The sequence below is a fragment of the Flavobacterium sp. genome (genome assembly GCF_036515215.1).
Classification (GTDB): domain Bacteria; phylum Bacteroidota; class Bacteroidia; order Flavobacteriales; family Flavobacteriaceae; genus Flavobacterium.
Genome location: NZ_DATBVQ010000130.1, coordinates 16,862 through 38,473, shown reverse-complemented (window position 1 = coordinate 38,473; position 21,612 = coordinate 16,862). Strand labels below are relative to the sequence as shown.

The following is a 21,612-nucleotide window of genomic DNA, read 5'->3' as shown; positions in this document are numbered from 1 at the left end:
AGTAATCTGTCAGTCTTATCAATAGATATTGTGAAATTACTTTTAATAGCTGTACTAAATCCTATTGGAATAGTATCTCTTTCTTGAAGAGGATGTGCCCGGCCTTGCTTTAGGCGGTTTTAAACGGGGGAAATATCATGTCTGCAAAAAAAAATCGGTTTTAAAATAAAACGAAATAGCTCCCTATAATAAAAGTTCAATACCATAGAACATTACTGTGCCCATGATGAAGGATTTGATCAATGGAAAAGAACTGATTCCAGGAAGTAAAGATGAATAATTAGCTGTGCTTTTTTGAGAAATACATCCCACTATATAATGCGGTAATTAGGCGATGAATAAACTCATTGTTTCCAAATATTCTAATTTATAATCCTGGCGTTGATCATTTTTCCTCCCTGCAAATCAACTTTTAGAAACAATATTTGATTTGCTGAAAATGTGTTTATTACAATTAACTCTCGGCTGTTCACATTGGTTTTCTTATAGATCTGCCTGCCCAATAAATCATAAATCAATACAGAATAAATATTTTCAACCGAAGAACTTATTTTTACTTCTTTATTTTTATTTGAAATTAAAACTCCGTTTCCAAGAATATCAAACTGATCCATTAGCAACATTTCATTGGTATAACCCAATACAAAGCGGTCATTGAAAGTACCGGCCGAAGTTTTAAAATTATAACCGGACTCATTCAAATTATGGATACTATTGGTCAGATTGTCTTTTAAATAAATCGCTTTGTCAATAAATAAGCCATCAACTTGGTCAACACTTATCGTAAAATCTCCCGAAATAGCAGAACGGTAACCTAAAGGAACTGAATCGTTCCGTTCAAATGGCAAGGCTCGACCCTGGATTACTAAATTCTTATCGTTATAAACACTATAAAAATCAATAAATTCATTCCCATCTAAGCTTTCCCCGTCATATCCATTATCAAAACCGTTCGTAGCTCCTGAAATGTACCCCACTAGCGTCTGCTTAAATGCGCCTTTGCCATTTAACAGATTCAACCAAACCCTGTTTTTTTGAATCAGCTCGCCCGATTTAGAATTCATGGTGTTTTTAAAAAACTGGGAATTATCTAATTTTACTCCTCCTGATCCTAGCCGCATACTATTGCTGAATGTTGCATTCTTACCGTCAACAATGCTAATCGTAAAAAAGGATTGACCAGATCCAATTTTTCCGGTCGGAATAGATGGGGGGTCAAAACCCACGGTAGCGGCTGCTGTTCCTGCTCCAATAACACCAACCCCTCCTGTAAAATTATAAGACGCATAATCGTCAGACGTATAGGCATAAGTACCGGAGCCAGCACTTCCGCCAGTAATATTTGTCGCTAATTGGATTGCTGTGTTATGTGTCCAAAAATAAATGGTTCCCGCTAAAACAGTATTGTTTGCCGCTAGGAACACATCTGCATCCAGTGCGGATGGATATGGATTGCCAATTAAGTTTGAGGTGCCAATTGGTCCGATCGGCAATGTTATCAAACCATTGTTGGGCACACCTGTAAATGAAGCAGGAAACTGAGAAGGAAATGGAGGAAAAGGTGGCGCGTATTCTGGCCCTCTAATTATATACCCTTTCCCCGGCGCCATGACCGTTCCATAAGACTCCAGCTTCCAATCTTCGGGATTGGCAAAAGCATCATAGGAGTACATTTTTCCCGAAAGTGTGTTTGGCGATAAAGCCCCCAAAGTGTATCCAGAAACTGGCGATGACCAATAAACATAATCGGTATTTAAGATTGCAGGGGTTATCCTTTTATAAATTATATTTCCAATATTTATTGCATTATTAATTTGAGCAAGGCTAGCCTTATCTTCAAAAGTTAAACTCCCCCCAGAAACGCTGACTCCATTAGTTATTTTCAAACTGTGTCCCGAATTTATTTGAACAACTCCCGAATTTACTTGACAAGAGCACGCATGCATATCACCGATTGAAGAGAAATTTCCATTAAAAATAAGAGCCTGAGCACTTGATGGCGGACCATTTGTCCATGATGTACCATTCCAAATTGATGGAGGCGCAGCTACTATAGTACAGTTTGCAACAGGCGAAAGACAATTCCCGGTATTTTTTATAAGTACCTTATATGTCCCTGGAACTAGTTCAGATTTGGTATTAGTTGTTTGATAAGTAACTCCATTATCAAAACTATAAGAATCACTTGCGCTTTGAACACTAACGGCGATTGTACCGGTATTTATCATGCAGTCTGGCTGTAAAACAGTTATCTGAGGAGCTGTTAACAGCGGAAGAAAGGTAATTAAACGTGTTCTTGTTGCGCTATCCACTGAACACTGGGTTGTTGTGTTGTTAAAAGTGATATACACGCGATATTCGGCCGACTCCGACGGTGTACCGGCAGTTATTTTTAAGGAAGATGTGGTCGCCCCCGAATAAGCGCCACCGTCATTTACAACAATCCAAACCCCAGAATTTATAGATTTTTTCCACAGATATGAAACCACATTTGCCGGATAGGAAGTCAAAACTGTATAGGAATAAGTAGCACCGTAGCAGCGGGTAACATTAGTAGTAGTTGGTGAAATGGAAATCATTTCATTTACTAAAAGCGAAGCGGTGCTTGAAGTAACAGTGCAAGTCCCATTAGAAATCACGACTTGAAGCTGTGTTCCGTTCGGGAATTGGGCACTTCCTACATTCCTTATCGTAATTATATTTGTATCAAAATTACCAACATTAGTAGTGCTTGAAGAAATGGAAGTGAAATTTAAGTCACCCAGCTTTTTGTATTGCCAAGAATATGTTAAACCGGAACCAGTCGCAACTACTTTGAAATTGATATCGCGGCCTTCACAGTCCAATTGATTGGTGGGTTGCGTGCTAATGTTAGGCTGTATATTTACTAAGACAGAAATAGTTTTAGAATTAGAAAACAAATCACCACCATAATAGGTTGAACAGTTGAGAGTAGCCAAATATATCCCTGACTGGCTGGCTACGAAATTTGGATTTTGAGTGTCGAAGGCAGTAATTGTATTGTCTGGTGCCTTTACCGACCAAAAATAATTTATACCGGCCACAGTACCGCTTGAAGTAGTCATGCCTGCTGTTCCAGAATAAGAACCGACTAAATTAACGATCCCGCTTTGACAAATTGGCAAAATTGCAGCCGGATCAGATAAGATTGTCCCTCCTCCTTTATTTATTTGATCAAAAGTAAGTTCTGAGTTACCCGCACCTTTACACACAGCAAATTTTACGGTTCCAATATAAACTGCAACATTACTATTGCAGACTCCTCCATCATCAAATTTCCCAGGTGAATTAATTTTAACGTTTGTGTTTTCAGGAAACCGAATCTGATAATTTCCCGCAAATTTCACTAAAGCTGAAGCATTTATCGTTACACTTGAAGTTTTTACATCAATGTCGGCATCAACAATTAAGGAACCGGAAACATTTTCGCCAATAACCAAAGCGCTAAAATTATTTGGCGTGCTGCTGCTTATTGTAATTGTTTGATTGTCAAGAATTGTTACCCTTCCTGTTCCTGTATACTGCCCCGGATATCCTTGAGGTGAAGTTCCTGAGGGTGTGACCCATGAAAAACCATTGTAATATTGCCAACTTGAAAATGTTTCCCAGTTTCCGGTAGTTACATTTGAGCGGAAATCCCCAACATTTTGAGATAAAAGAATAAAAGGAGATAAAAGAAGCACCGAGTAGACAAGTAGTTTTTCTAACATTTTTTTCTTGAAATAATTTATATTTATATCTTGGCTACTGTTGAAAATGAATAAAACACAGTACAAAATAAATTAAAAATAAATTAAATAAAACAACAAAGTCGTTAACTTGCAGATTAATCCGTTATACTGGTGTTTTGCGCAAAAATCAACACAAGTATCTAGTTTACAATACGTTAATCACTTGCTGATTAACAAAATAGTACGAAATCAGTCAGCTTAAACGGAATAAAAAACGACTCACTTTTCTCTAGGGGAATTGTGATTTCAAATTTTTTTTTAACAACCCATAATGAAAGATGTTTTTTCTATAAAAGATGCTATCAATAAAATAGAACATTACTGTGCCTATCAGGAACGCTGCCATACTGAAGTGGAGCAGAAATTGAGAACCATGAAAATGGATTCTGAAGAAATAAGTCATATTATTTCACATCTTATCAAAGATAATTTCCTTAACGAAAGCCGCTTCGCCTGCAGTTTCGCAAGGGGAAAACATCGGATCAAGAATTGGGGAAAAATCAGGATCGTTAATGAACTGAAATTTCGCAATATAACTACCTATAACATTAACTTGGCGCTTAAGGAAATTTCGCAGCAAGAATATACGGAAACATTCCATAGGCTTGCAGAAAAACATTGGCTATCAATTCAGGAAGCGAATACTACAAAAAAGCGGAAAAAATTTTGTGATTATATACTTCGACGCGGATTTGAGAGCAACTTGGTTTACGAGAAACTTAGGGAATTGGAAACTAAATAGATGTATTTTTTTATCTTGAAAGTAAAACACTAACGGCATTCCCACCGAAACCAACGGCATTCACCAATATTTTATTTATTGGTTTTTTTTGCGACGGCGATGCCGCAAAAGGAACACCGACAAAGGTGTCGTTTTGTATCATCAGTACCGCAAATTCTACACTCAGCATTCCTGAGGCGCCAAAAGTGTGGCCAATTTTCCATTTGTTTGTGGTCAAAAGCGGTACGCTCTCGCCAAAAACTTTTTGTATTGCCTTATATTCCGTCAAATCCCCCTTTATGGTTCCAGGGGCATGCATTACAATAACATCTACATCTGCAGGATCCGTATTTTGAAGCGCCATTTTCATCGATTTTTGGAAACAAGTCGCTTCGGCTGAAATAGAAATATTATGCTCCAAAATCTCAGTCGCATAACCAATGCCTTCAATATAGGCCAATGCATTTTCTTTTTTCCCAAATTCGAGACAGCAAACGGCTGCTCCTTCGCCAAGAATCATGGTGTTTTTCTTCTTTTCCAGATCAAGGGCCAGATTAGGATATTCGTCATCGCTCCTTGAATATATTTTTAGCGCCCGCATCTGAGCAATCGTAAAGTCAGTTAATGGCGCCTCGCTCCCGCCAACCAGGAATTTGTCGACCATTCCTGCTCTAAGCCAGGCCACGCCGTTTAAAAGGGCGTGTAAAGCCGTTGAACAGGTAATGGAATGTGAAATTTCGGGACCGGTACTTCGCAAATCGTGGGCAACCCAGGAAGATATGTTCCCCAAAGTTGTTGTGGGCGACGCCAAAGTTTGCGCCTTTCCCGACTTTAAATATTCCTGATGGTGTTTTTCGAACAAATCCGTGGCGCCACGCGATGACCCGATATTGATTCCAAAAACAGCATCTTGACCCCATCCTGACTCTTCAATTGCTTTTCGGGAAGCAGCCATAGCAAACAAAACCGATTTATCCAATGATTTATATTTGCTGTCCGATGCTCTTAATGCCGAAATAATCTCGTTAGAATTGTCATCCAATGATGCAACGAGAGTATTTTTATGATCTAAATATTTTGCCGTGAAACAATGTTCCCCATTCAGATAATTTCCCCAAATTGTTTTTGGTTGGTTCCCTAATGGAGATATTGAAGTTATGGCTGTTATCGATATTGTTCTGGGCAAAATGATTGTATTTATTAATCACATTTATAAAAAGGCAAATTTAAGAAACTCCAGCAGCAACAGTGAACCGAAAAGGATTTCTTTTTGCAAAAAATAAATGGAAATCAGGAAATTTTGTGTTTTTCGAGTTTTTAGCCCTGATAGCAGTGAAAATCCTTTATTCCCTCTTTTTGAAGAGGGAATAAAGATTGCAACGAATAGCAGGAATAGCTCCTAATTTAAACTATTTCTAGTGCTTCTTCGACAACTTGATATATTCTTTGCAATTGATTATCGCTGATTATATATGGTGGCAAAATATAAATAATGTTCCCCACAGGTCGTAGAATCACTCCATTTTCGATGAAAAAATCATACAGCTTGTTCCGCAATGTCCCATAATAACTGAAGTCATCTTCCGTTTTTATTTCCAAGGCAAAAATAACCCCTAAAACACGTGTTGTCTTCACTTTTGAATGGTTCCTTATACGCCCTTGGAAGTTCAAGTGGCTTGCATTCACCCGAACCAAATTAGCCTGTATTTCAGGAGTTTGCAGTAGTTCCAAGCTGGCTAGGGCAGCGGCGCAACCAGTTGGGTTTGCTGTAAAGGTATGCCCGTGAAACAAGGCTTTGTTGATGTCCTCATCGTAAAAAGCTTCAAAAATATCCTGCGTGAAGGTGGTAATAGCCATTGGTATTGTGCCACCAGTAAGGGCTTTAGACAAGCACATCATATCCGGCACTTCATTAACATAATCCATCGCGAAGTTTTTTCCGGTTTTACCAAAACCTGTCATCACCTCGTCAGCAATGGTCAAGACTTGGTTTTCTTTACAAATTCGGATCAATTGACCCAATGCCTCGGGTTCATACATCACCATACCTGCGGCTCCCTGAACCAAAGGCTCAAAAATAAAACCTGCGCAATCGTGTTTTTGGATCAGCTCTCGTAAGGCATCAAAACTTTCCTTTTCCTGCCCTTTTATGGGTACGGGAATCCGAACGACATCAATAAACATCCCTTCAAAAGCTTGGGTATAGAAGGAGATTCCGCTTGCCGCCATGGCAGCGAAGGTATCTCCATGAAAGGCATTTTCGAACGCGATTATCGTAGTTCTCTTTTCCCCTTTATTGAAAAAATACTGCAGCGCCACTTTTATGCCCACTTCGACTGCCGTTGAACCGTTATCAGAAAAAAATATTTTCTGTTGGTTTTTCGGGAGAATTTCGATCAACTTTTCGCCCAGAACTATCGCTGGTTCATGTGTGAACCCCCCAAAGAGAACGTGTTCCAATGTGGTGAGTTGTTTGTAAATGGCATCAGCAATAAATTTGTTGCTGTGTCCATACGGATTTACCCACCATGATGCGATGGCGTCAATATATTCCTTGTCGTTTTCGTCCCAAAGCAGCGCTCCTTCACCTCTCTTGATGGCAATGGGAAGTGCGGCTGTTTTGTGTTGAGTATACGGGTGCCAAAGATAGTTTTGGTCTCTTTCAGTCAGTCCCCTAACCCCAGAAGGGGAAATGTTTTTATTGTGCATAATTATAATTTCAGTAGATTTTCTCGGAACAAATCGGCATACTCTCGAACCACATTTTGGTCGAAATACGGTTCTTGCTCGATTCTCCCAATGTTTTTTATCCCCGACTTATTCAAGATGATGGCTTCGGATGCCTTGTTTTCATTTCCACTGAAAATGACTCCGGCGATCGCTATATTTCGGTTTTTCAAGGCTTCAATGGTCAATAATGTATGGTTGATGCTTCCTAAATAATGTCTGGAAACAACCACCACCTTATAATCATCCTGGATCAAATCAGTAACACAGTCTGTATTGTTTAACGGAACCAAAACACCACCTGCGCCTTCAATTACAAGATGTTCTTTCAAGACGGGTTCAACAATTTGATTTAAATCAATTGTAATCCCATCTAATTCCGCAGCCAGATGAGGACTTGCGGGCGTTTGTAATCGGTAACTGTTTGGATGAATCGTAGTCTGACAGTTTGAAATCAAGGATTTGATCTTGTGGCTGTCCGAATTATCCAAGTCGCCTGCTTGTATCGGTTTCCAATAATCGGCTTCCAGAGCTTCTACAATGATGGCTGAAGCGATGGTTTTACCCACATCGGTAGATATTCCTGTTATAAATAGTTTCATAGATTTTTTTCTTTCGCAAAGATTAATGAAGTTCAAAGAAGGTTCACAAAGGTTTTAGTTTATTAATCTCTTTGAGATTCTTTGTGAAACTTTGCATAATAATTTTAGCTTATTTTCTTCTAGAACACAAAAGTACTCAACAAAGCCAAGAGATCCGAGATTTCTTCCTTCGAATTGTAACTGTGGATGCAAAACCGCAATCGCTCCTGTCCTTCCGGAACGGTGGGCGACAAAATTGCCTTGACATCGAAACCTTTTTCTTGCAGTTTCCTGGCTATTGACTTTACGTTTTCATTTCCAGGCATGATTGCTGACTGGATTGCTGATTTACTCCTTACGAACAGTTGTTTCATCCCCAAAATGTTCTTTTCCTGATTGAAATGAAGAATGTTTTCTCGAAGCAAAGTGTTGTTTTTATTGTCGATTTTAAGATAATTGTACGCCATCAGTACTGTAGCGAGGGAGTGCGGCGACAATCCCGTGGTGTAAATAAAACTTCTAGCAAAATTCACCAGATAATTTGAAAGTTCCTGTGAACCAATAACGGCCGCGCCATGACATCCCAATCCTTTTCCGAACGTCATAATACGCGCAAAAACTTGCTGTTGTAAACCCAGCATTTGAACCAATCCTTCGCCCTTTTCTCCAAAAACACCCAAAGCATGTGCTTCGTCCACTATCAAATAGCAATTGTACTTATTTGAAAGTTGTGCCAACTCATCAAGATTTGGCGTATCCCCATCCATCGAAAAAACGCTTTCGGTAACAATGTAAATTGTAGCATTTGGATTGCGCAAAATCAATTTCTCTAAGTCCTCAAAATCGTTGTGATCGAATTTGTAGGCTTTCGCATTCGACAACAAAATCCCGTCACGAATGGACGCGTGACACAATTCATCATATAAAATCAAATCTCCTTTTTGAGGAACAGAACCAAAAAAACCGACATTGGCATCATAACCGGAGTTGAACATTAAAGCGGATTCGGAATCATGGAAATGGGCAATGTATTTTTCCGTTTCGTTATATAACTTGTGATTTCCCGACAATAATCGGGAGCCAGTTGCACCATTTTGAATAATGGCATTGTCGACCAAATACCGATGTGTAGAATGAAAAATGGTTTCCGACTTTGCCAGCCCAAGATAATCATTCGATGCAAAATCGGTTAAACCATTCGTTAAAGGCAAGCTTCTCAGCGAACTATTGAGTTTCCGGTTGTCGAGTTTAATGGAAAGGTTTTTTGGAAATTTTTTCATGGTCACAAAAATAAGCAACTTTTTCGGTTTAATAAATTACGCGGTCTTCGATTGTTTGATTTTGAAAAAAGCCGCTGAAATTAAAACAAAAAAAAGCCTAACAGTTATGTTAGGCTTTCCTTATATATTGAAATTATTTTAGTCGACTAAAACAATTACTTTATTGTCTTTCATCTCTAAAGTTCCTGAAGATATCGTTAACGAATAATTCTCCGCATTTACTTTAGTGAATAAGTTTGATGTTTCCTTGTTGAATTCGAAACTAGGAGCTGTGAAACTCACGGTTCCTTTTTGAAGCAATGAAACAATCGGTGCGTGATTATTTAAAATTTGAAAACTTCCGTCAACACCCGGCACGGATATCGAAGTTATTTCTCCTTTGAATAATGATGCCTCCGGTGATACTATTTCTAAAATCATAATTTTTTAATTGATAATTGATAATTGGTAATTATCAATTGGATTATGCTTCCGCCAACATTTTCTCTCCAGCCTCGATAGCTTCTTCGATAGTCCCTTTAAGGTTGAAAGCTGATTCCGGAAGGTGGTCTAATTCACCGTCAATAATCATGTTAAATCCTTTGATGGTATCTTTGATATCAACTAAAACACCTTTTAATCCTGTAAACTGTTCCGCTACGTGGAAAGGTTGAGACAAGAAACGTTGTACACGTCTAGCTCTAGAAACTGATAATTTATCTTCTTCAGATAATTCTTCCATACCTAGAATCGCAATAATATCTTGCAATTGTTTGTATTTTTGAAGGATTTCTTTCACTCTTTGTGCACAGTCATAGTGTTCGTTCCCAAGAATTTGTGGTGTCAAAATACGAGAAGTTGAATCCAACGGGTCAACCGCCGGATAAATACCTAACTCTGCAATCTTACGAGACAATACAGTTGTTGCATCAAGGTGAGCAAACGTTGTTGCTGGTGCCGGGTCAGTTAAATCATCCGCAGGAACGTAAACCGCTTGAACAGATGTAATAGATCCTTTGTTAGTAGATGTGATACGCTCTTGCATCGCTCCCATTTCTGTAGCTAATGTTGGTTGGTATCCTACTGCAGATGGCATACGACCTAAAAGTGCCGAAACCTCAGAACCTGCCTGTGTAAAACGGAAGATGTTATCCACGAAGAACAATACATCTTTCCCTTGGTCAGTTCCTGCTCCATCACGGAAATACTCCGCAATAGATAATCCAGAAAGTGCAACACGTGCACGAGCTCCTGGTGGCTCATTCATTTGACCGAAAACGAAAGTAGCTTTTGACTCTCTCATTCCCATCATATCAACTTTAGACAAATCCCATCCTCCATTTTCCATAGAGTGCATGAACTCATCACCGTATTTTATAATTCCTGACTCTAACATCTCACGAAGTAAGTCATTCCCTTCACGTGTTCTTTCTCCTACTCCTGCGAATACTGAAAGTCCACCGTGACCTTTTGCGATATTGTTGATCAACTCTTGAATCAATACTGTTTTACCTACACCAGCACCACCGAACAATCCAATTTTACCTCCTTTTGAGTAAGGCTCAATTAAATCGATTACTTTAATACCTGTGAATAAAACTTCAGATGAAGTTGACAGATCTTCGAATTTTGGTGCTTGACGGTGAATTGACATTCCGTTTTCGCCTGTTTTAGGCAAATTACCTAAACCATCAATTGCATCTCCAATTACGTTGAACAAACGTCCGTAAACATCCGCACCAATTGGCATTTGGATAGGATTCCCTGTTCCAACTACTTCATAACCTCTACTCAAACCATCTGTTGAGTCCATCGAAATGGTACGAACGGTGTTTTCACCAATGTGAGATTGTACTTCAAGTACCAACAAAGTACCATCTTTTTTTGTGATTTCTAATGAATCATAAATTTTTGGAAGTTCAACATCTTTACCGTTGAATACTACATCAACTACTGGACCAATGATTTGCGCAACTTTTCCTATTACTTTTGACATTACTTATGTATTTATTAAATAGCTATTTAGGTTTATGAAATAGCAGCAACCGAAATTTATCGATTACCTACTTTTTTCAAGTTGCAAAGATAATTTTTTAAAATAAAAAATCAACACCTTTTTCTATAAAAACAAGAAAAAATTATAGGATTGTTTGAAAACCCAATTAAAACAAACAATTACATTAACTTCAACTGAAATACAAAAAAACCACCACGTCTTGAAAACGGGTGGTTTTATTCTTAAAAAATATTCCTTTTTTAATTTAACACCATAGGATACAATATAGGATATAACCCCAGATTAATCATAGGTAAAGTAGATCCATAAGTTGTATTAATGGCAGCACTAAAAGAATTAGCAATTAACGCATACCCTCTTGGACTAGGATGAATACCATCTAGCGAAAAAGCACCTCCAGTTACATAAGTTGAACTAAGATTAAAACTGCTACTTACTATACCTCCACTTGATAATCTATCCATTATCATTTTTGTATCTACAAAAGCCAAACCTTTAGCATCTGCAACAGCCTTAATAGTCGCGTTATACGCATCTGTTGCGACTTTAACTTCAGCAATTTCAGTTGGAATCAATACATGTTGATCTTGCAAAGGGAAAGTGATACCGAATGAATTTAATGGATATGTCGGAGCCACTCCTAAACCAGAGTTAGCTGCTGTAGGCGCGGTTCCAATTACTGATTTTGTCGTTAATAAAATTAAATCAGAACTCGTTGCTTGACGCACTTGTCCAAAAATAAACCCTAACTGTCCCGCAGTGGCAGCATCAAGTCCTCCACCCATTAATACTTGAGTTAAGGCTGCTGACAAATTTGTCAAAGATTCGTCTTTAATCAACATAGGATTAGCGGTCTCAGAAGACAAAAGAGCAATCCTGCTTCCTTGATTTAAGAAAGCTAAAGCATTGCGTAAAGGACCGTACAATTGCGCATTCAAAGCAGCAATAGTAGCCACACCTACCGCTTTATTTCCTCCACCCAAAAGAGTAGTTGTCAATGGGTTATGAGGAACAACCGTAAAGTAAGGCAATGTATTAACATAAGGAAGATTAGCAACAACCCCTTTTGCTCCATTAGCAGTTAAAACAGTAACCAATCCAGAATATACGCTAGCAAACACATTGGGATCCGTTATATCGTTACTTCCGTAAGTTGCCGGATTGACGTTACCGGTTTGGTTTACACCAATACCACCAGAAGTAGCATACCCCAAAACATCATTTCCTCCAATCCATAAAGAAAAGAAAGTCGGAGCCTGAACTAAAGCATCCGCCATAATTGTGGTTCCAGCCGTGCTCGCAAATCTCCCAAAATAAGGGTTTAAAGCGGCATACCCGGGAAAGCCTAAATGAAAACTTTTGGCTCCAGGAACACCCATATTATTAAACGCTCCAGTCAAATGAGCCGAAATTGCTGTACCAGATACACCTGACACATTCACAGGTCCTGCGCCATCAAAAAAATATCTAGTTGGAAATTGAGGAATTTGAACGCCGCCTGAAGAAAATCCCCCTATATTATCTACCATTAGTGGAGTCGTAAAAGAACCACCTCCAGCAAGAGCAAATTGTTGCGACAATAAATTTGTATAAGAACCCTCTTGACCTTTTACGAAAAGAGCCCCGTCGCTATACCCGGCGGCAAATGAATCACCCAACGCCACATATTTTGCAAAATTCGCTGTACCTGGCACTACAGAAACCTCTGCAGCGGTCATGTTTTCATCATCATTATTACATGCTACAAAGCTTAAAGAAACTAACAGTAGCCATTTGAAATTTTTTATCATTGTTTATGTGTTTATTTTTATTACTGAATACAATTAGCTTACGGGTTGATTGTCCAAGATGCAAAATACTGTTGTCCAATCAAACCTGCTCCTAATACCTGAGCATATTCTTTTCCACCAATATTTGCAGCTCCAATTTTCAATGTTGATTTTAATGCCGGTATGTTGTAATTTACTTGGGCATCAATTACCGTGGCAGCATCAATCATACCATCTACCATTGTAGATTGCCATAAATATTCACTGTTCCATCTTCCGCTTACATTGAATCCGAAGTTTTTGAATAATTTTTCGTTTCCGAATGATGCTTTCACTCTATGTTTTGGAGTATTGAAACCAGCTTCAAAGCTCGGGTCCTTTTCTTGATCAAACTTAAATTCAGCATAATTATAGTTAACACCCACTTCAAAGTCTCTGTAAACTTTTGTAGAAAGACCAAGACCAAAACCAAGAGACTCGATTTCCACATCTGTATTAGTGTATAATTGATACACTCTGTAATTTCCATTTTGCAATGCGTGTAATGTCTTACTCCCTTCATCATTTGCAGTTGGACTAGGAGCATCTTGCGCTGTACCATAAAAAGGAGCCACCACATTTAAATTTCCGATAAAATCATTGTAGATATTATAATATCCATTAACATCAATGGAAACATCTCTTATAAATGAACGATACCCCAATTCAAATGCTTTCACCTGCTCAGGTTTCACATAATCAACATTGGTTTTTTTCAATACCGCAGGATTTCCAGTTGCCGTAAGAGCACCTACAGAAGACGCTGTGTAAGAGTTATTATAGGCATTTAGCCCAGTCATTACCACCGTTGTTCCACCGGCAAGAAATTGACCTGTAGGAGTAGACACCGGCAATGTCTCACTATATCGCACTAAGTTATCTGGAGCAGAACCAAGCAAGATAGCACTTCCGACATTAAACCCGATGTACTGATCCTGTGTAGTAGGGTTTCTGAAACCAGTTTGAAATGACCCTCTGAAATTATGTCTTCTGCTTTGACCTCCTGAATAGACTAAGGAAACTCTTGGTGATACGTTACCGTCAAAATTTTGTGCTTTATCGTAACGAACCGAACCTGTAAATTTCAATCGGTCATCTATGAACTTTTTTGTCAATTGCGTGTAAGCCCCATATTCATTATAGTTTATAGGCCCATCCTTATCCGTGTAAATTCGACCATGGGAATTTAATTCATATAGCCTGTACGACCCACCAACTTGTATTTCAGCAAACTCTATAATATCTTTAAAATTATAGTTTGCATCAGAATGATATATTTTAGAGTTATCAACCAATTTTGAACCAGTTAACACACTTGCCTCATTTGTTACTTTATTAAAAGCAGCCTTAAACTCTGGTGTACCTGGTAAAAATCTACCCGTCTCAGCCGTATTTCTTGCAAATATATGAGCATTTTCAGGAGTCTGACCACCCAAAGTTGCACCAACATATGCAGCTGCGTATTGACCAAACCAAGTTTTATCATCTTTCCATTGTCTATTCACATTAATACCGGTAAAAAGCATATCATATGAATCACCACCGTCCTCACTAGTAGTATAACCTCTTACAAAAAAGTTTTTCCCTTTTACCTCTATTTTATGCTGCTGCATAAAAAAGTTATTTAAATAATACCTGTTTGCACCTTGATAAACAGCATTACCAAAACCAAATTTACTCTGCCAAATAACCTCCACATCATTTTCGAAAGGCTTATAATGCACTGAAAAATCAATTTTAGTGTTACTTGCTTTATTGTCAGTAAGATCAGTTTCATTATATCCCGTTCTGCTTACATTATAATTAGGAAGAATCGCATCAAAAGCGGCAAACTGAGCAGGAGTTATTGCACCTGCAGCAAGTAATCCATCAGCAACCCCATTTAGATTTGTAGTAACCTCATCACCATATACATTTATACCGTCATAATTCACATGATTCCTATCTCTGCCTTCGACAGTTCTGTCATCGTAATTTGTAGCATACCAATCCGTACCTCTCATATAAGTGAAATTAGCCTTCGCTGCCAATTTAGAACTGAACGCATGTGCCATTCTAATCCCATAATCTATGTAATCGTTAGATCCTGCAGCTTTTTGACTTGTCTGACCGTACTTTGCATAAGCGGTAATACCTTGACTTGTAAATGGGCTTTTACTATTCATGAATAAAATACCATTAAATGCGTTAGCTCCGTATAAAGCAGAAGAGGCACCAGGCAATAGCTCGACACTTTGCACATCTATTTCTGAAACACCAATCATATTTCCCAAAACAAAATTCAACAGTGGAGAAGAGTTATCCATTCCGTCTACCAATTGCATAAAACGCGTATTGGCCACAGTGGCAAAACCACGAGTGTTGATGGACTTAAAAGACAAACTACTGGTGTTCATTTGAACTTCTTTCAAGTTCTCCAAACCATCGTAAAAGGTAGCTGATGCCGACTTTTTAATATCAGCGGTACCCATTCTTTCAATAGTTACAGGAGATTCCAAAACCCTTTCAGGAGTTCTTGAGGCAGACACCACAATTTCATTAAGTAAGTTTTGCTCCTCTTTAAGGACAACATTAACTTTTTGATTGTTTGATGTGATACTTACTCTTTTTGTAATGAAACCTACGCTTGTAACCTCGATCTCATAAGGCGCTTTTGTTGATGAAACTAATGTAAACTTTCCATCACTGTCGGAAACCGTTCCAGCGGACTCCCCAACAATTTTAATATTAGCTCCAAAAATTGGTTGGTTGTCATTTTCAACAACGGTACCTGAAATTGAACTTTGCGCAAAAGTTATGCTGCAAAAAAACAATGACAAAAAAAGTAAATACATTCTCATTTGGTTGAATTTTATAGATTTAGATTGCCAAAGTACAATTATTTTTAATATTAATAAAAAAACGTTAAAAAAAATTCATTATCTCTATCTTTTTGCTGACATTTTAACACAATTACAACATTATGATTTTTATGTTTATCTCTGTTAATGTGTTAATTTGTTGCAATATACTATGCGTACATACTATTTTTAATGAAAATTTGAACTTATCATAAAAATAGGGTGTTTTGTGTATTTTTATCCAAAAAAAAAAGCGAGATCAAAAATCTCGCTTTTTTTATAAATTATCATTAGAACATTGATTTATTCAACCGTAACCGACTTGGCCAAATTTCTGGGCTGGTCAACATTACATCCTCTCAACACAGCGATATGATATGACAAAAGCTGTAACGGTATTGTCGTTATTAATGGTGACAAGGCATCTGAAGTCTCCGGGATTTCAATAACATAATCGGCCAATTCGCGAACTTGCGTATCGCCTTTAGTAACTATGGCAATAATCCTTCCGCTTCTTGACTTAATTTCTTGGATGTTACTTACAATTTTATCGTAATGTCCTTGTTTGGGAGCTATAACCACAACTGGCATTTGCTCATCTATCAAAGCTATTGGCCCGTGTTTCATTTCGGCCGCCGGATAGCCTTCAGCATGAATGTACGATATTTCTTTTAGCTTCAGAGCCCCCTCAAGAGCCACAGGAAAATTATACCCTCTTCCTAAATACAAACAGTTAGGCGCGTCTTTAAAAGTTTCAGCTATTTCCTTTGCTTTTTCGTTGGTCTCCAAAGCTTCTCTAACTTTCTCAGGAATTAATTCCAGTTCCTGCAAATACATATGAAAATCAGAATGAGACAGCGTCCCTTTGGCTTTAGCCAAACGAAGCGCGATCATCGTCAATACCGTGATTTGTGTTGTAAAAGCCTTAGTGGAAGCAACTCCAATTTCAGGACCTGCATGTGTGTAAGCGCCCGCATGCGTTTCTCTTGAGATAGAAGAACCCACGACATTACAAACTCCAAATACGAAAGCGCCTTGCTCTTTTGCCAATTTAATCGCAGCCATTGTATCAGCCGTTTCTCCAGATTGAGATATGGCAATGACTACATCCTTGCTATTTATGATTGGATTTCTATATCTAAATTCAGATGCATATTCTACCTCAACGGAGATCCTGGCAAATTCTTCAAAAATATATTCGGCAACAAGACCTGCATGCCATGAAGTACCACATGCCACTATAATAATCCTATCCGCATTTAAGAATTTTTCTAAATTATCCTCGACTCCAGCCATTTGAATAAGGCCTTCGTTTGCATGCAACCTTCCTCTATAAGTGTCCTTAATAACACTAGGTTGCTCGTATATTTCTTTCAACATAAAGTGATCATAACCTCCTTTTTCAATTTGCTCCAAATTCATTTGAAGTTCTTGAATATAAGGATCCACTAAAGAGTCATCTTTAATCTTTCGCACTTTCATCGCCTTGTGTAACCTTATTATTGCCATTTCACCATCCTCCAGATAAACGGCATTTGACGTATATTCAATAAAAGGAGATGCGTCTGAAGCGACAAAATATTCCCCTTCACCAATACCAATTGCCAATGGGCTACCTAAACGGGCCGCTACAATTTCATTAGGATTTTTTTTATCAAAAACGGCAATGGCATACGCCCCTACCACTTGGTTGAGCGCAATTTGAACCGCCTTCCCTAACTTTATTTTTTCTTTTTTTTGTATCTCTTCGATAAGGTTTACAAGTACTTCAGTATCTGTATCAGATTGAAAAACATAACCTCTCTTGATCAACTCCACCTTTAAAGGAGCATAATTTTCAATGATACCATTATGGATTATCACTAAATCACCTGAATTAGAAACATGAGGATGAGAATTTACATCATTGGGTACACCATGAGTTGCCCAACGCGTGTGACCAATTCCTATAGTCCCGTTTGTGGAAATTTCTTTAGAAGCCCTTTCTTCAAGATCTGCAACTTTACCTTTCGTCTTACTCAGTTTTATAGCTTCGCCGTCATAGATCATCACTCCAGCGCTATCATAACCTCTATATTCGAGTCTTTTCAATCCTTTTATTACAATGGGGTAAGCCTCTCTGTAGCCTATATAACCAACGATTCCACACATAATATTATATTAATTAGGTTTAGTATAGTAAATTTCCAATTTCAATCTTTTATCTTCCGGGACGGTAGATTTACTTCCATAAATAATTGCCCCTAAAGGGCTCATAACCGAAGCTTTTGGAGCTTGGGATATTGTAGAAGTCGCCGTTCTTAATTTATACGAAACAGTTGTATTAATATCTTCCGTCACGACAACGCCTAACTTCACATTAGTGGAATCGGCATTTTTTATAAGATTTCTGATTTGATTTGTGATTCTAATCTTATAGATTCCATTTGCGGCATCTTCCTTGTTTAACAAACCGCCGTATATTAATTTCCCGTTTTTAGCATTTGTGCCCGTGGTCGCGTCAGTAGCGTAATCAAAAACCGGTCTGTTATTGTTTAAATCATATAGGTAAATTCGACTTGGCTCGACAGCGCCATTCATCGCGCTTGCATCGACATGAAAAACAAGATTGGCCTCATTAATTAACCAATCGCTGTTTCGGATGGTTTCCAATTCATCGGCAACACCGTTATTGTCAGCGTCAGGACCAAAAAGTTCCAGAATCGACATAGCGCCTTCGCCACCTTTGAGATATAATCTTTCATCTCCAAGAGTTGTATTAATGTTTGCCGGATTGGTCGCATTAGCATACGAAATGTTCGTATTGCTTTGCTCTAACAAACTAACCGTGTTCCCGCTCATATTAAGGACGATCGAATAATCAATTCTTGTGTTATCCGTAGCTGAAGTATCTCCCTTGTACTTTATTGTTATTTTTCCTTTCTTGAAATCTAATTGCGCCAATGCGCTTGGGCTGGTTCCTGACTTTTCTACCTTGAAATACAATCCTCTAAAATATTCTTTAAAGACATCATTTGAAGCCAGCTTTCCTGATGCAGCGCCATCAATTATTTTCGATTTAAAAAAACTGGAATTGAGAGCCAATCGCATTTCTGGAGCCGTTCGGGTCACGACCTCCTTGCCATCCTTTGTCACAGTTTCCTTATATTCAGCGGCACTAAAGAAAAACGAATCGTTTTCCGAAGCACTACCGTTATTTAAACGGGTCCCCACTTTAGCGCCATCAAAATCTGCATTTTGATCCGTAAAATATTTTTGCGCTTCCTGAAAACCGCCAAGAGGGTCTAAATCTCTCATAAAATATCCGGACTCATAGACGCTCAAATTTATTTTGCCATCTGTTGCACCATAAATGGAATCTAATTCATAGACATGATCGCCATTAGTATCGGTAGATACTAATGTACTGAAATATGGAATTGTTAAAATTACGCTCTCGATTTCAGGATTATTTCCTATCACAGGGTTTGGAGAACTCAGTAATAATTGAGTTGCAAAATTGGCGGTTGTTGTACCGAATGCCGGATTATCGAGTATCCCGAGCGGATTTATGGAAAGCCCGTTCGACTGGATCGGTCCGATTTTTTGATTATAAGCCACAACACTCGAAGTGTATTTAGCAAAATCAAAATGATTGTCACCAATCAAACCATCACCAATTGAATTATAATCTTTATCACAGGAATATAAAAAAACAACACACGCAACTATTAGAATTTTCTTAAAAAAAGAATTATTGTACATATCAGATAATAAAAGTTTAAATTATAGAATCTCGTTATTGTAAAAATTGCTGTACGCCTCCGCAAATGCATCTTTAGGCACGAAAGATAAAAAAGGTTTCCCCGAAGACTCTATAAATTTTGTTAAACTTGGAGACACGCTGTCTGAAGCGATTATCACTGCATCTGAATGCTTTATAGACGTTTTTATAATGCTTTCATAATCAGGTGTCTTCAGGTCAGCTATGGCTTCCGCAGGAACTCCGTCAAGAATAATTTTACTGATCATTTCTGGATCTAAAGTGCCTTCAAACGATTGACTGTAGACAGAAGTAACAATCTTTGTGTCTGAAAACAAGGCCTCATTTTTATAATAGTGCTTCATGTATATAGGCAACATCGCTGCCATCCAACCGTGAACATGTATGATATCCGGAACCCAATTCAACTTTTTCACCGTTTCCACAACTCCCTTTGCGAAGAAAATCGCACGTTCGTCATTATCAGGATACATTACCCCTTCTTCATCGGCAAATGTCGCTTTCCTTTTGAAATATTCATCGTTATCTATAAAGTAAACTTGTATTCTTTCTTTAGGTATTGAGGCCACTTTTATTATCAATGGCATATCTAAGTCATTTACTACCAAATTCATCCCCGAAAGTCTAATCACTTCATGTAATTGGTGTCTTCTTTCATTTATATTTCCATATCTGGGCATAAAAATCCTGATCTGTCCTCCTTGATCATTAACCATCTTCGGCACATCGTAAGACATTAAAGAGACCTCGTTTTCAGCCAAGTAAGGCACCACTTCAGATGATACGTATAATATCCTCTTATCTTTCATATTGTAATTTGCTTAATTTATTGGTAATAAAAACCACGCAAAATTACAAAAATTTATGCAGTTATTAACTAATATATTATGTTTGCACTAAATTTTAATAAAACAACCATGCATATTTTCAAGGAAAAAGAGGCTTTGATGGACCATTTGAAATCTATTAAGACTCCTGATTCCACTATTGGTTTTGTTCCTACAATGGGTGCATTACATCAAGGTCATTTGTCCTTGATGCAACAATCGCTGGCTGAGAATGAAAATACGGTGGTTAGTGTTTTTGTCAATCCCACTCAGTTCAACAATCCGGAAGACTTGTCAAAATACCCACGAACTCTGGAAGCGGATATTACCAAAATATCGGAATTAAATACCGAAATAATTTTGTACGCCCCCTCAGTTGAAGACGTATATGAAGGAAAAATCTTGTCCCAAGAATTTGATTTCGACGGATTGGAAAACCAAATGGAAGGAAAATTCAGGCCTGGTCATTTTAATGGCGTTGGAACAATCGTAAAAAGGTTGTTCGAAATTGTAAACCCAACCAACGCTTATTTTGGAGAGAAAGATTTCCAACAATTGCAGATCGTCAAAAAGATGGTCAAAAAAAATAACATGACCGTTAACGTGCAGGGATGTGCCATTTACAGGGAATCTAACGGCCTTGCGATGAGTTCGAGAAATGAGCGCCTTTCCGAGCAACAAAAAATGGACGGAGCTCTCATATACAAAACCTTAAACGGCGCAAAAGAAAAATTCAAAACGAACAGCGCAAAATCCGTAACGGAATGGGTCGAAAAAGTGTTCGAAAAAAACACTTCCTTTGAATTGGAATATTTTCAAATCGCCGATGAAACGACACTATTGCCTTGTTTAAGAAAAAATAAAACCAAAAAGTACCGCGCTTTTATAGCGGTTATTGTCAATAATATTCGATTGATTGACACCATTTCATTAAATTAATTTACTTTTGTAGCATGCAAATTCAAGTACTAAAATCAAAAATCCATCGGGTAAAAGTAACTGGAGCCGATCTAAACTATATCGGTAGTATTACCATCGACGAAACACTTTTGGAGGCTTCAAATATCATTGAAGGAGAAAAAGTTTCAATCGTGAACATCAACAACGGCGAGCGCTTTGACACATATGCCATAAAAGGCGAGAGAAATTCAGGCGAAATTACGCTTAACGGTCCCGCAGCAAGAAGAGTCCAGAAAGACGACATCATCATTATCATTTCTTACGCTACTTTGGAATTTGAAGAAGCCAAAACTTTCAAGCCTTGGATTATTTTTCCCAACGAACAAGACAATTCCTTGACCTAATTAAAATTAGTTC

At 38.1% G+C, this 21,612-nt stretch carries 15 protein-coding genes; 3 read left to right on the top strand and 12 right to left on the bottom strand.

Features of this window, described 5'->3' with window-relative positions; genetic code table 11:
* Nucleotides 1–362: 362 nt before the first annotated feature.
* On the bottom strand, nt 363–3,731 hold the full coding sequence (locus VIH09_RS09150; RefSeq protein ID WP_331580167.1) for a hypothetical protein: 3,369 nt from the start codon (nt 3,729–3,731) through the stop codon (nt 363–365).
* Between the two features lie 292 nt (nt 3,732–4,023).
* On the opposite strand from VIH09_RS09150, the gene VIH09_RS09145 reads away from it, so the two are divergent.
* Nucleotides 4,024–4,494 carry a regulatory protein RecX gene (locus VIH09_RS09145; protein ID WP_331580165.1) on the top strand — a complete coding sequence of 157 codons (471 nt, stop codon included), beginning with the start codon at nt 4,024–4,026 and terminating at the stop codon, nt 4,492–4,494.
* A 10-nt stretch (nt 4,495–4,504) separates the two neighbouring features.
* Here the strand turns inward: VIH09_RS09145 and VIH09_RS09140 are convergent, their stop codons facing one another.
* From VIH09_RS09140 to VIH09_RS09090, 11 genes are all read right to left on the bottom strand, one after another.
* Nucleotides 4,505–5,659: a beta-ketoacyl synthase N-terminal-like domain-containing protein gene (locus VIH09_RS09140; protein WP_331580163.1), complete on the bottom strand. Its 1,155-nt coding sequence runs from the start codon at nt 5,657–5,659 to the stop codon at nt 4,505–4,507.
* Between the two features lie 218 nt (nt 5,660–5,877).
* The gene (gene bioA, locus VIH09_RS09135) at nt 5,878–7,182 is read right to left on the bottom strand and encodes an adenosylmethionine--8-amino-7-oxononanoate transaminase (RefSeq protein ID WP_331580161.1); all 1,305 of its coding nucleotides are present in this window, start codon (nt 7,180–7,182) and stop codon (nt 5,878–5,880) included.
* A 2-nt stretch (nt 7,183–7,184) separates the two neighbouring features.
* Nucleotides 7,185–7,802: a dethiobiotin synthase gene (bioD, locus tag VIH09_RS09130; protein ID WP_331580159.1), complete on the bottom strand. Its 618-nt coding sequence runs from the start codon at nt 7,800–7,802 to the stop codon at nt 7,185–7,187.
* A 119-nt stretch (nt 7,803–7,921) separates the two neighbouring features.
* Entirely contained in the window at nt 7,922–9,061 is a 1,140-nt protein-coding gene (locus tag VIH09_RS09125; protein ID WP_331580157.1) for an 8-amino-7-oxononanoate synthase, read from the bottom strand.
* A gap of 138 nt (nt 9,062–9,199) precedes the next feature.
* The gene (locus tag VIH09_RS09120) at nt 9,200–9,481 is read right to left on the bottom strand and encodes a F0F1 ATP synthase subunit epsilon (protein WP_331580155.1); all 282 of its coding nucleotides are present in this window, start codon (nt 9,479–9,481) and stop codon (nt 9,200–9,202) included.
* Nucleotides 9,482–9,524: 43 nt separating this feature from the next.
* Nucleotides 9,525–11,036, bottom strand: coding sequence for a F0F1 ATP synthase subunit beta (gene atpD, locus VIH09_RS09115; protein ID WP_331580153.1), 1,512 nt, complete (start codon nt 11,034–11,036; stop codon nt 9,525–9,527).
* A 260-nt stretch (nt 11,037–11,296) separates the two neighbouring features.
* The gene (locus VIH09_RS09110; RefSeq protein WP_331580151.1) at nt 11,297–12,847 is read right to left on the bottom strand and encodes a G-D-S-L family lipolytic protein; all 1,551 of its coding nucleotides are present in this window, start codon (nt 12,845–12,847) and stop codon (nt 11,297–11,299) included.
* A gap of 38 nt (nt 12,848–12,885) precedes the next feature.
* A complete protein-coding gene (locus VIH09_RS09105) occupies nt 12,886–15,705 on the bottom strand; it encodes a TonB-dependent receptor domain-containing protein (RefSeq protein ID WP_331580148.1) in 2,820 nt (939 codons plus the stop codon).
* 303 nt (nt 15,706–16,008) lie between these two features.
* Nucleotides 16,009–17,856, bottom strand: a complete 1,848-nt coding sequence (glmS, locus tag VIH09_RS09100; RefSeq protein ID WP_331580146.1) for a glutamine--fructose-6-phosphate transaminase (isomerizing) — start codon at nt 17,854–17,856, stop codon at nt 16,009–16,011.
* A 9-nt stretch (nt 17,857–17,865) separates the two neighbouring features.
* The gene (locus VIH09_RS09095; protein ID WP_331580144.1) at nt 17,866–19,449 is read right to left on the bottom strand and encodes a DUF4270 domain-containing protein; all 1,584 of its coding nucleotides are present in this window, start codon (nt 19,447–19,449) and stop codon (nt 17,866–17,868) included.
* A 21-nt stretch (nt 19,450–19,470) separates the two neighbouring features.
* Nucleotides 19,471–20,277 carry a glycogen/starch synthase gene (locus VIH09_RS09090; protein WP_331580142.1) on the bottom strand — a complete coding sequence of 269 codons (807 nt, stop codon included), beginning with the start codon at nt 20,275–20,277 and terminating at the stop codon, nt 19,471–19,473.
* Nucleotides 20,278–20,355: 78 nt separating this feature from the next.
* On the opposite strand from VIH09_RS09090, the gene panC reads away from it, so the two are divergent.
* Both panC and panD read left to right on the top strand, forming a co-directional pair.
* Nucleotides 20,356–21,234, top strand: coding sequence for a pantoate--beta-alanine ligase (panC, locus tag VIH09_RS09085; RefSeq protein ID WP_331580140.1), 879 nt, complete (start codon nt 20,356–20,358; stop codon nt 21,232–21,234).
* Between the two features lie 14 nt (nt 21,235–21,248).
* On the top strand, nt 21,249–21,599 hold the full coding sequence (gene panD, locus VIH09_RS09080; RefSeq protein WP_331580138.1) for an aspartate 1-decarboxylase: 351 nt from the start codon (nt 21,249–21,251) through the stop codon (nt 21,597–21,599).
* The last annotated feature ends 13 nt before the right edge of the window (nt 21,600–21,612 follow it).

Bases quoted from the DNA above. Each gene is read 5' to 3' on its own strand.
- VIH09_RS09150 (WP_331580167.1), bottom strand. From the start codon at position 3,731: ATGTTAGAAAAACTACTTGTCTACTCGGTGCTTCTTTTATCTCCTTTT.
- VIH09_RS09120 (WP_331580155.1), bottom strand. From the start codon at position 9,481: ATGATTTTAGAAATAGTATCACCGGAGGCATCATTATTCAAAGGAGAA.
- panD (WP_331580138.1), top strand. From the start codon at position 21,249: ATGCAAATTCAAGTACTAAAATCAAAAATCCATCGGGTAAAAGTAACT.
- panC (WP_331580140.1), top strand. From the start codon at position 20,356: ATGTTTGCACTAAATTTTAATAAAACAACCATGCATATTTTCAAGGAA.
- VIH09_RS09110 (WP_331580151.1), bottom strand. From the start codon at position 12,847: ATGATAAAAAATTTCAAATGGCTACTGTTAGTTTCTTTAAGCTTTGTA.
- VIH09_RS09105 (WP_331580148.1), bottom strand. From the start codon at position 15,705: ATGAGAATGTATTTACTTTTTTTGTCATTGTTTTTTTGCAGCATAACT.
- VIH09_RS09125 (WP_331580157.1), bottom strand. From the start codon at position 9,061: ATGAAAAAATTTCCAAAAAACCTTTCCATTAAACTCGACAACCGGAAA.
- bioA (WP_331580161.1), bottom strand. From the start codon at position 7,182: ATGCACAATAAAAACATTTCCCCTTCTGGGGTTAGGGGACTGACTGAA.
- VIH09_RS09095 (WP_331580144.1), bottom strand. From the start codon at position 19,449: ATGTACAATAATTCTTTTTTTAAGAAAATTCTAATAGTTGCGTGTGTT.
- atpD (WP_331580153.1), bottom strand. From the start codon at position 11,036: ATGTCAAAAGTAATAGGAAAAGTTGCGCAAATCATTGGTCCAGTAGTT.
- VIH09_RS09090 (WP_331580142.1), bottom strand. From the start codon at position 20,277: ATGAAAGATAAGAGGATATTATACGTATCATCTGAAGTGGTGCCTTAC.
- bioD (WP_331580159.1), bottom strand. From the start codon at position 7,802: ATGAAACTATTTATAACAGGAATATCTACCGATGTGGGTAAAACCATC.
- VIH09_RS09145 (WP_331580165.1), top strand. From the start codon at position 4,024: ATGAAAGATGTTTTTTCTATAAAAGATGCTATCAATAAAATAGAACAT.
- glmS (WP_331580146.1), bottom strand. From the start codon at position 17,856: ATGTGTGGAATCGTTGGTTATATAGGCTACAGAGAGGCTTACCCCATT.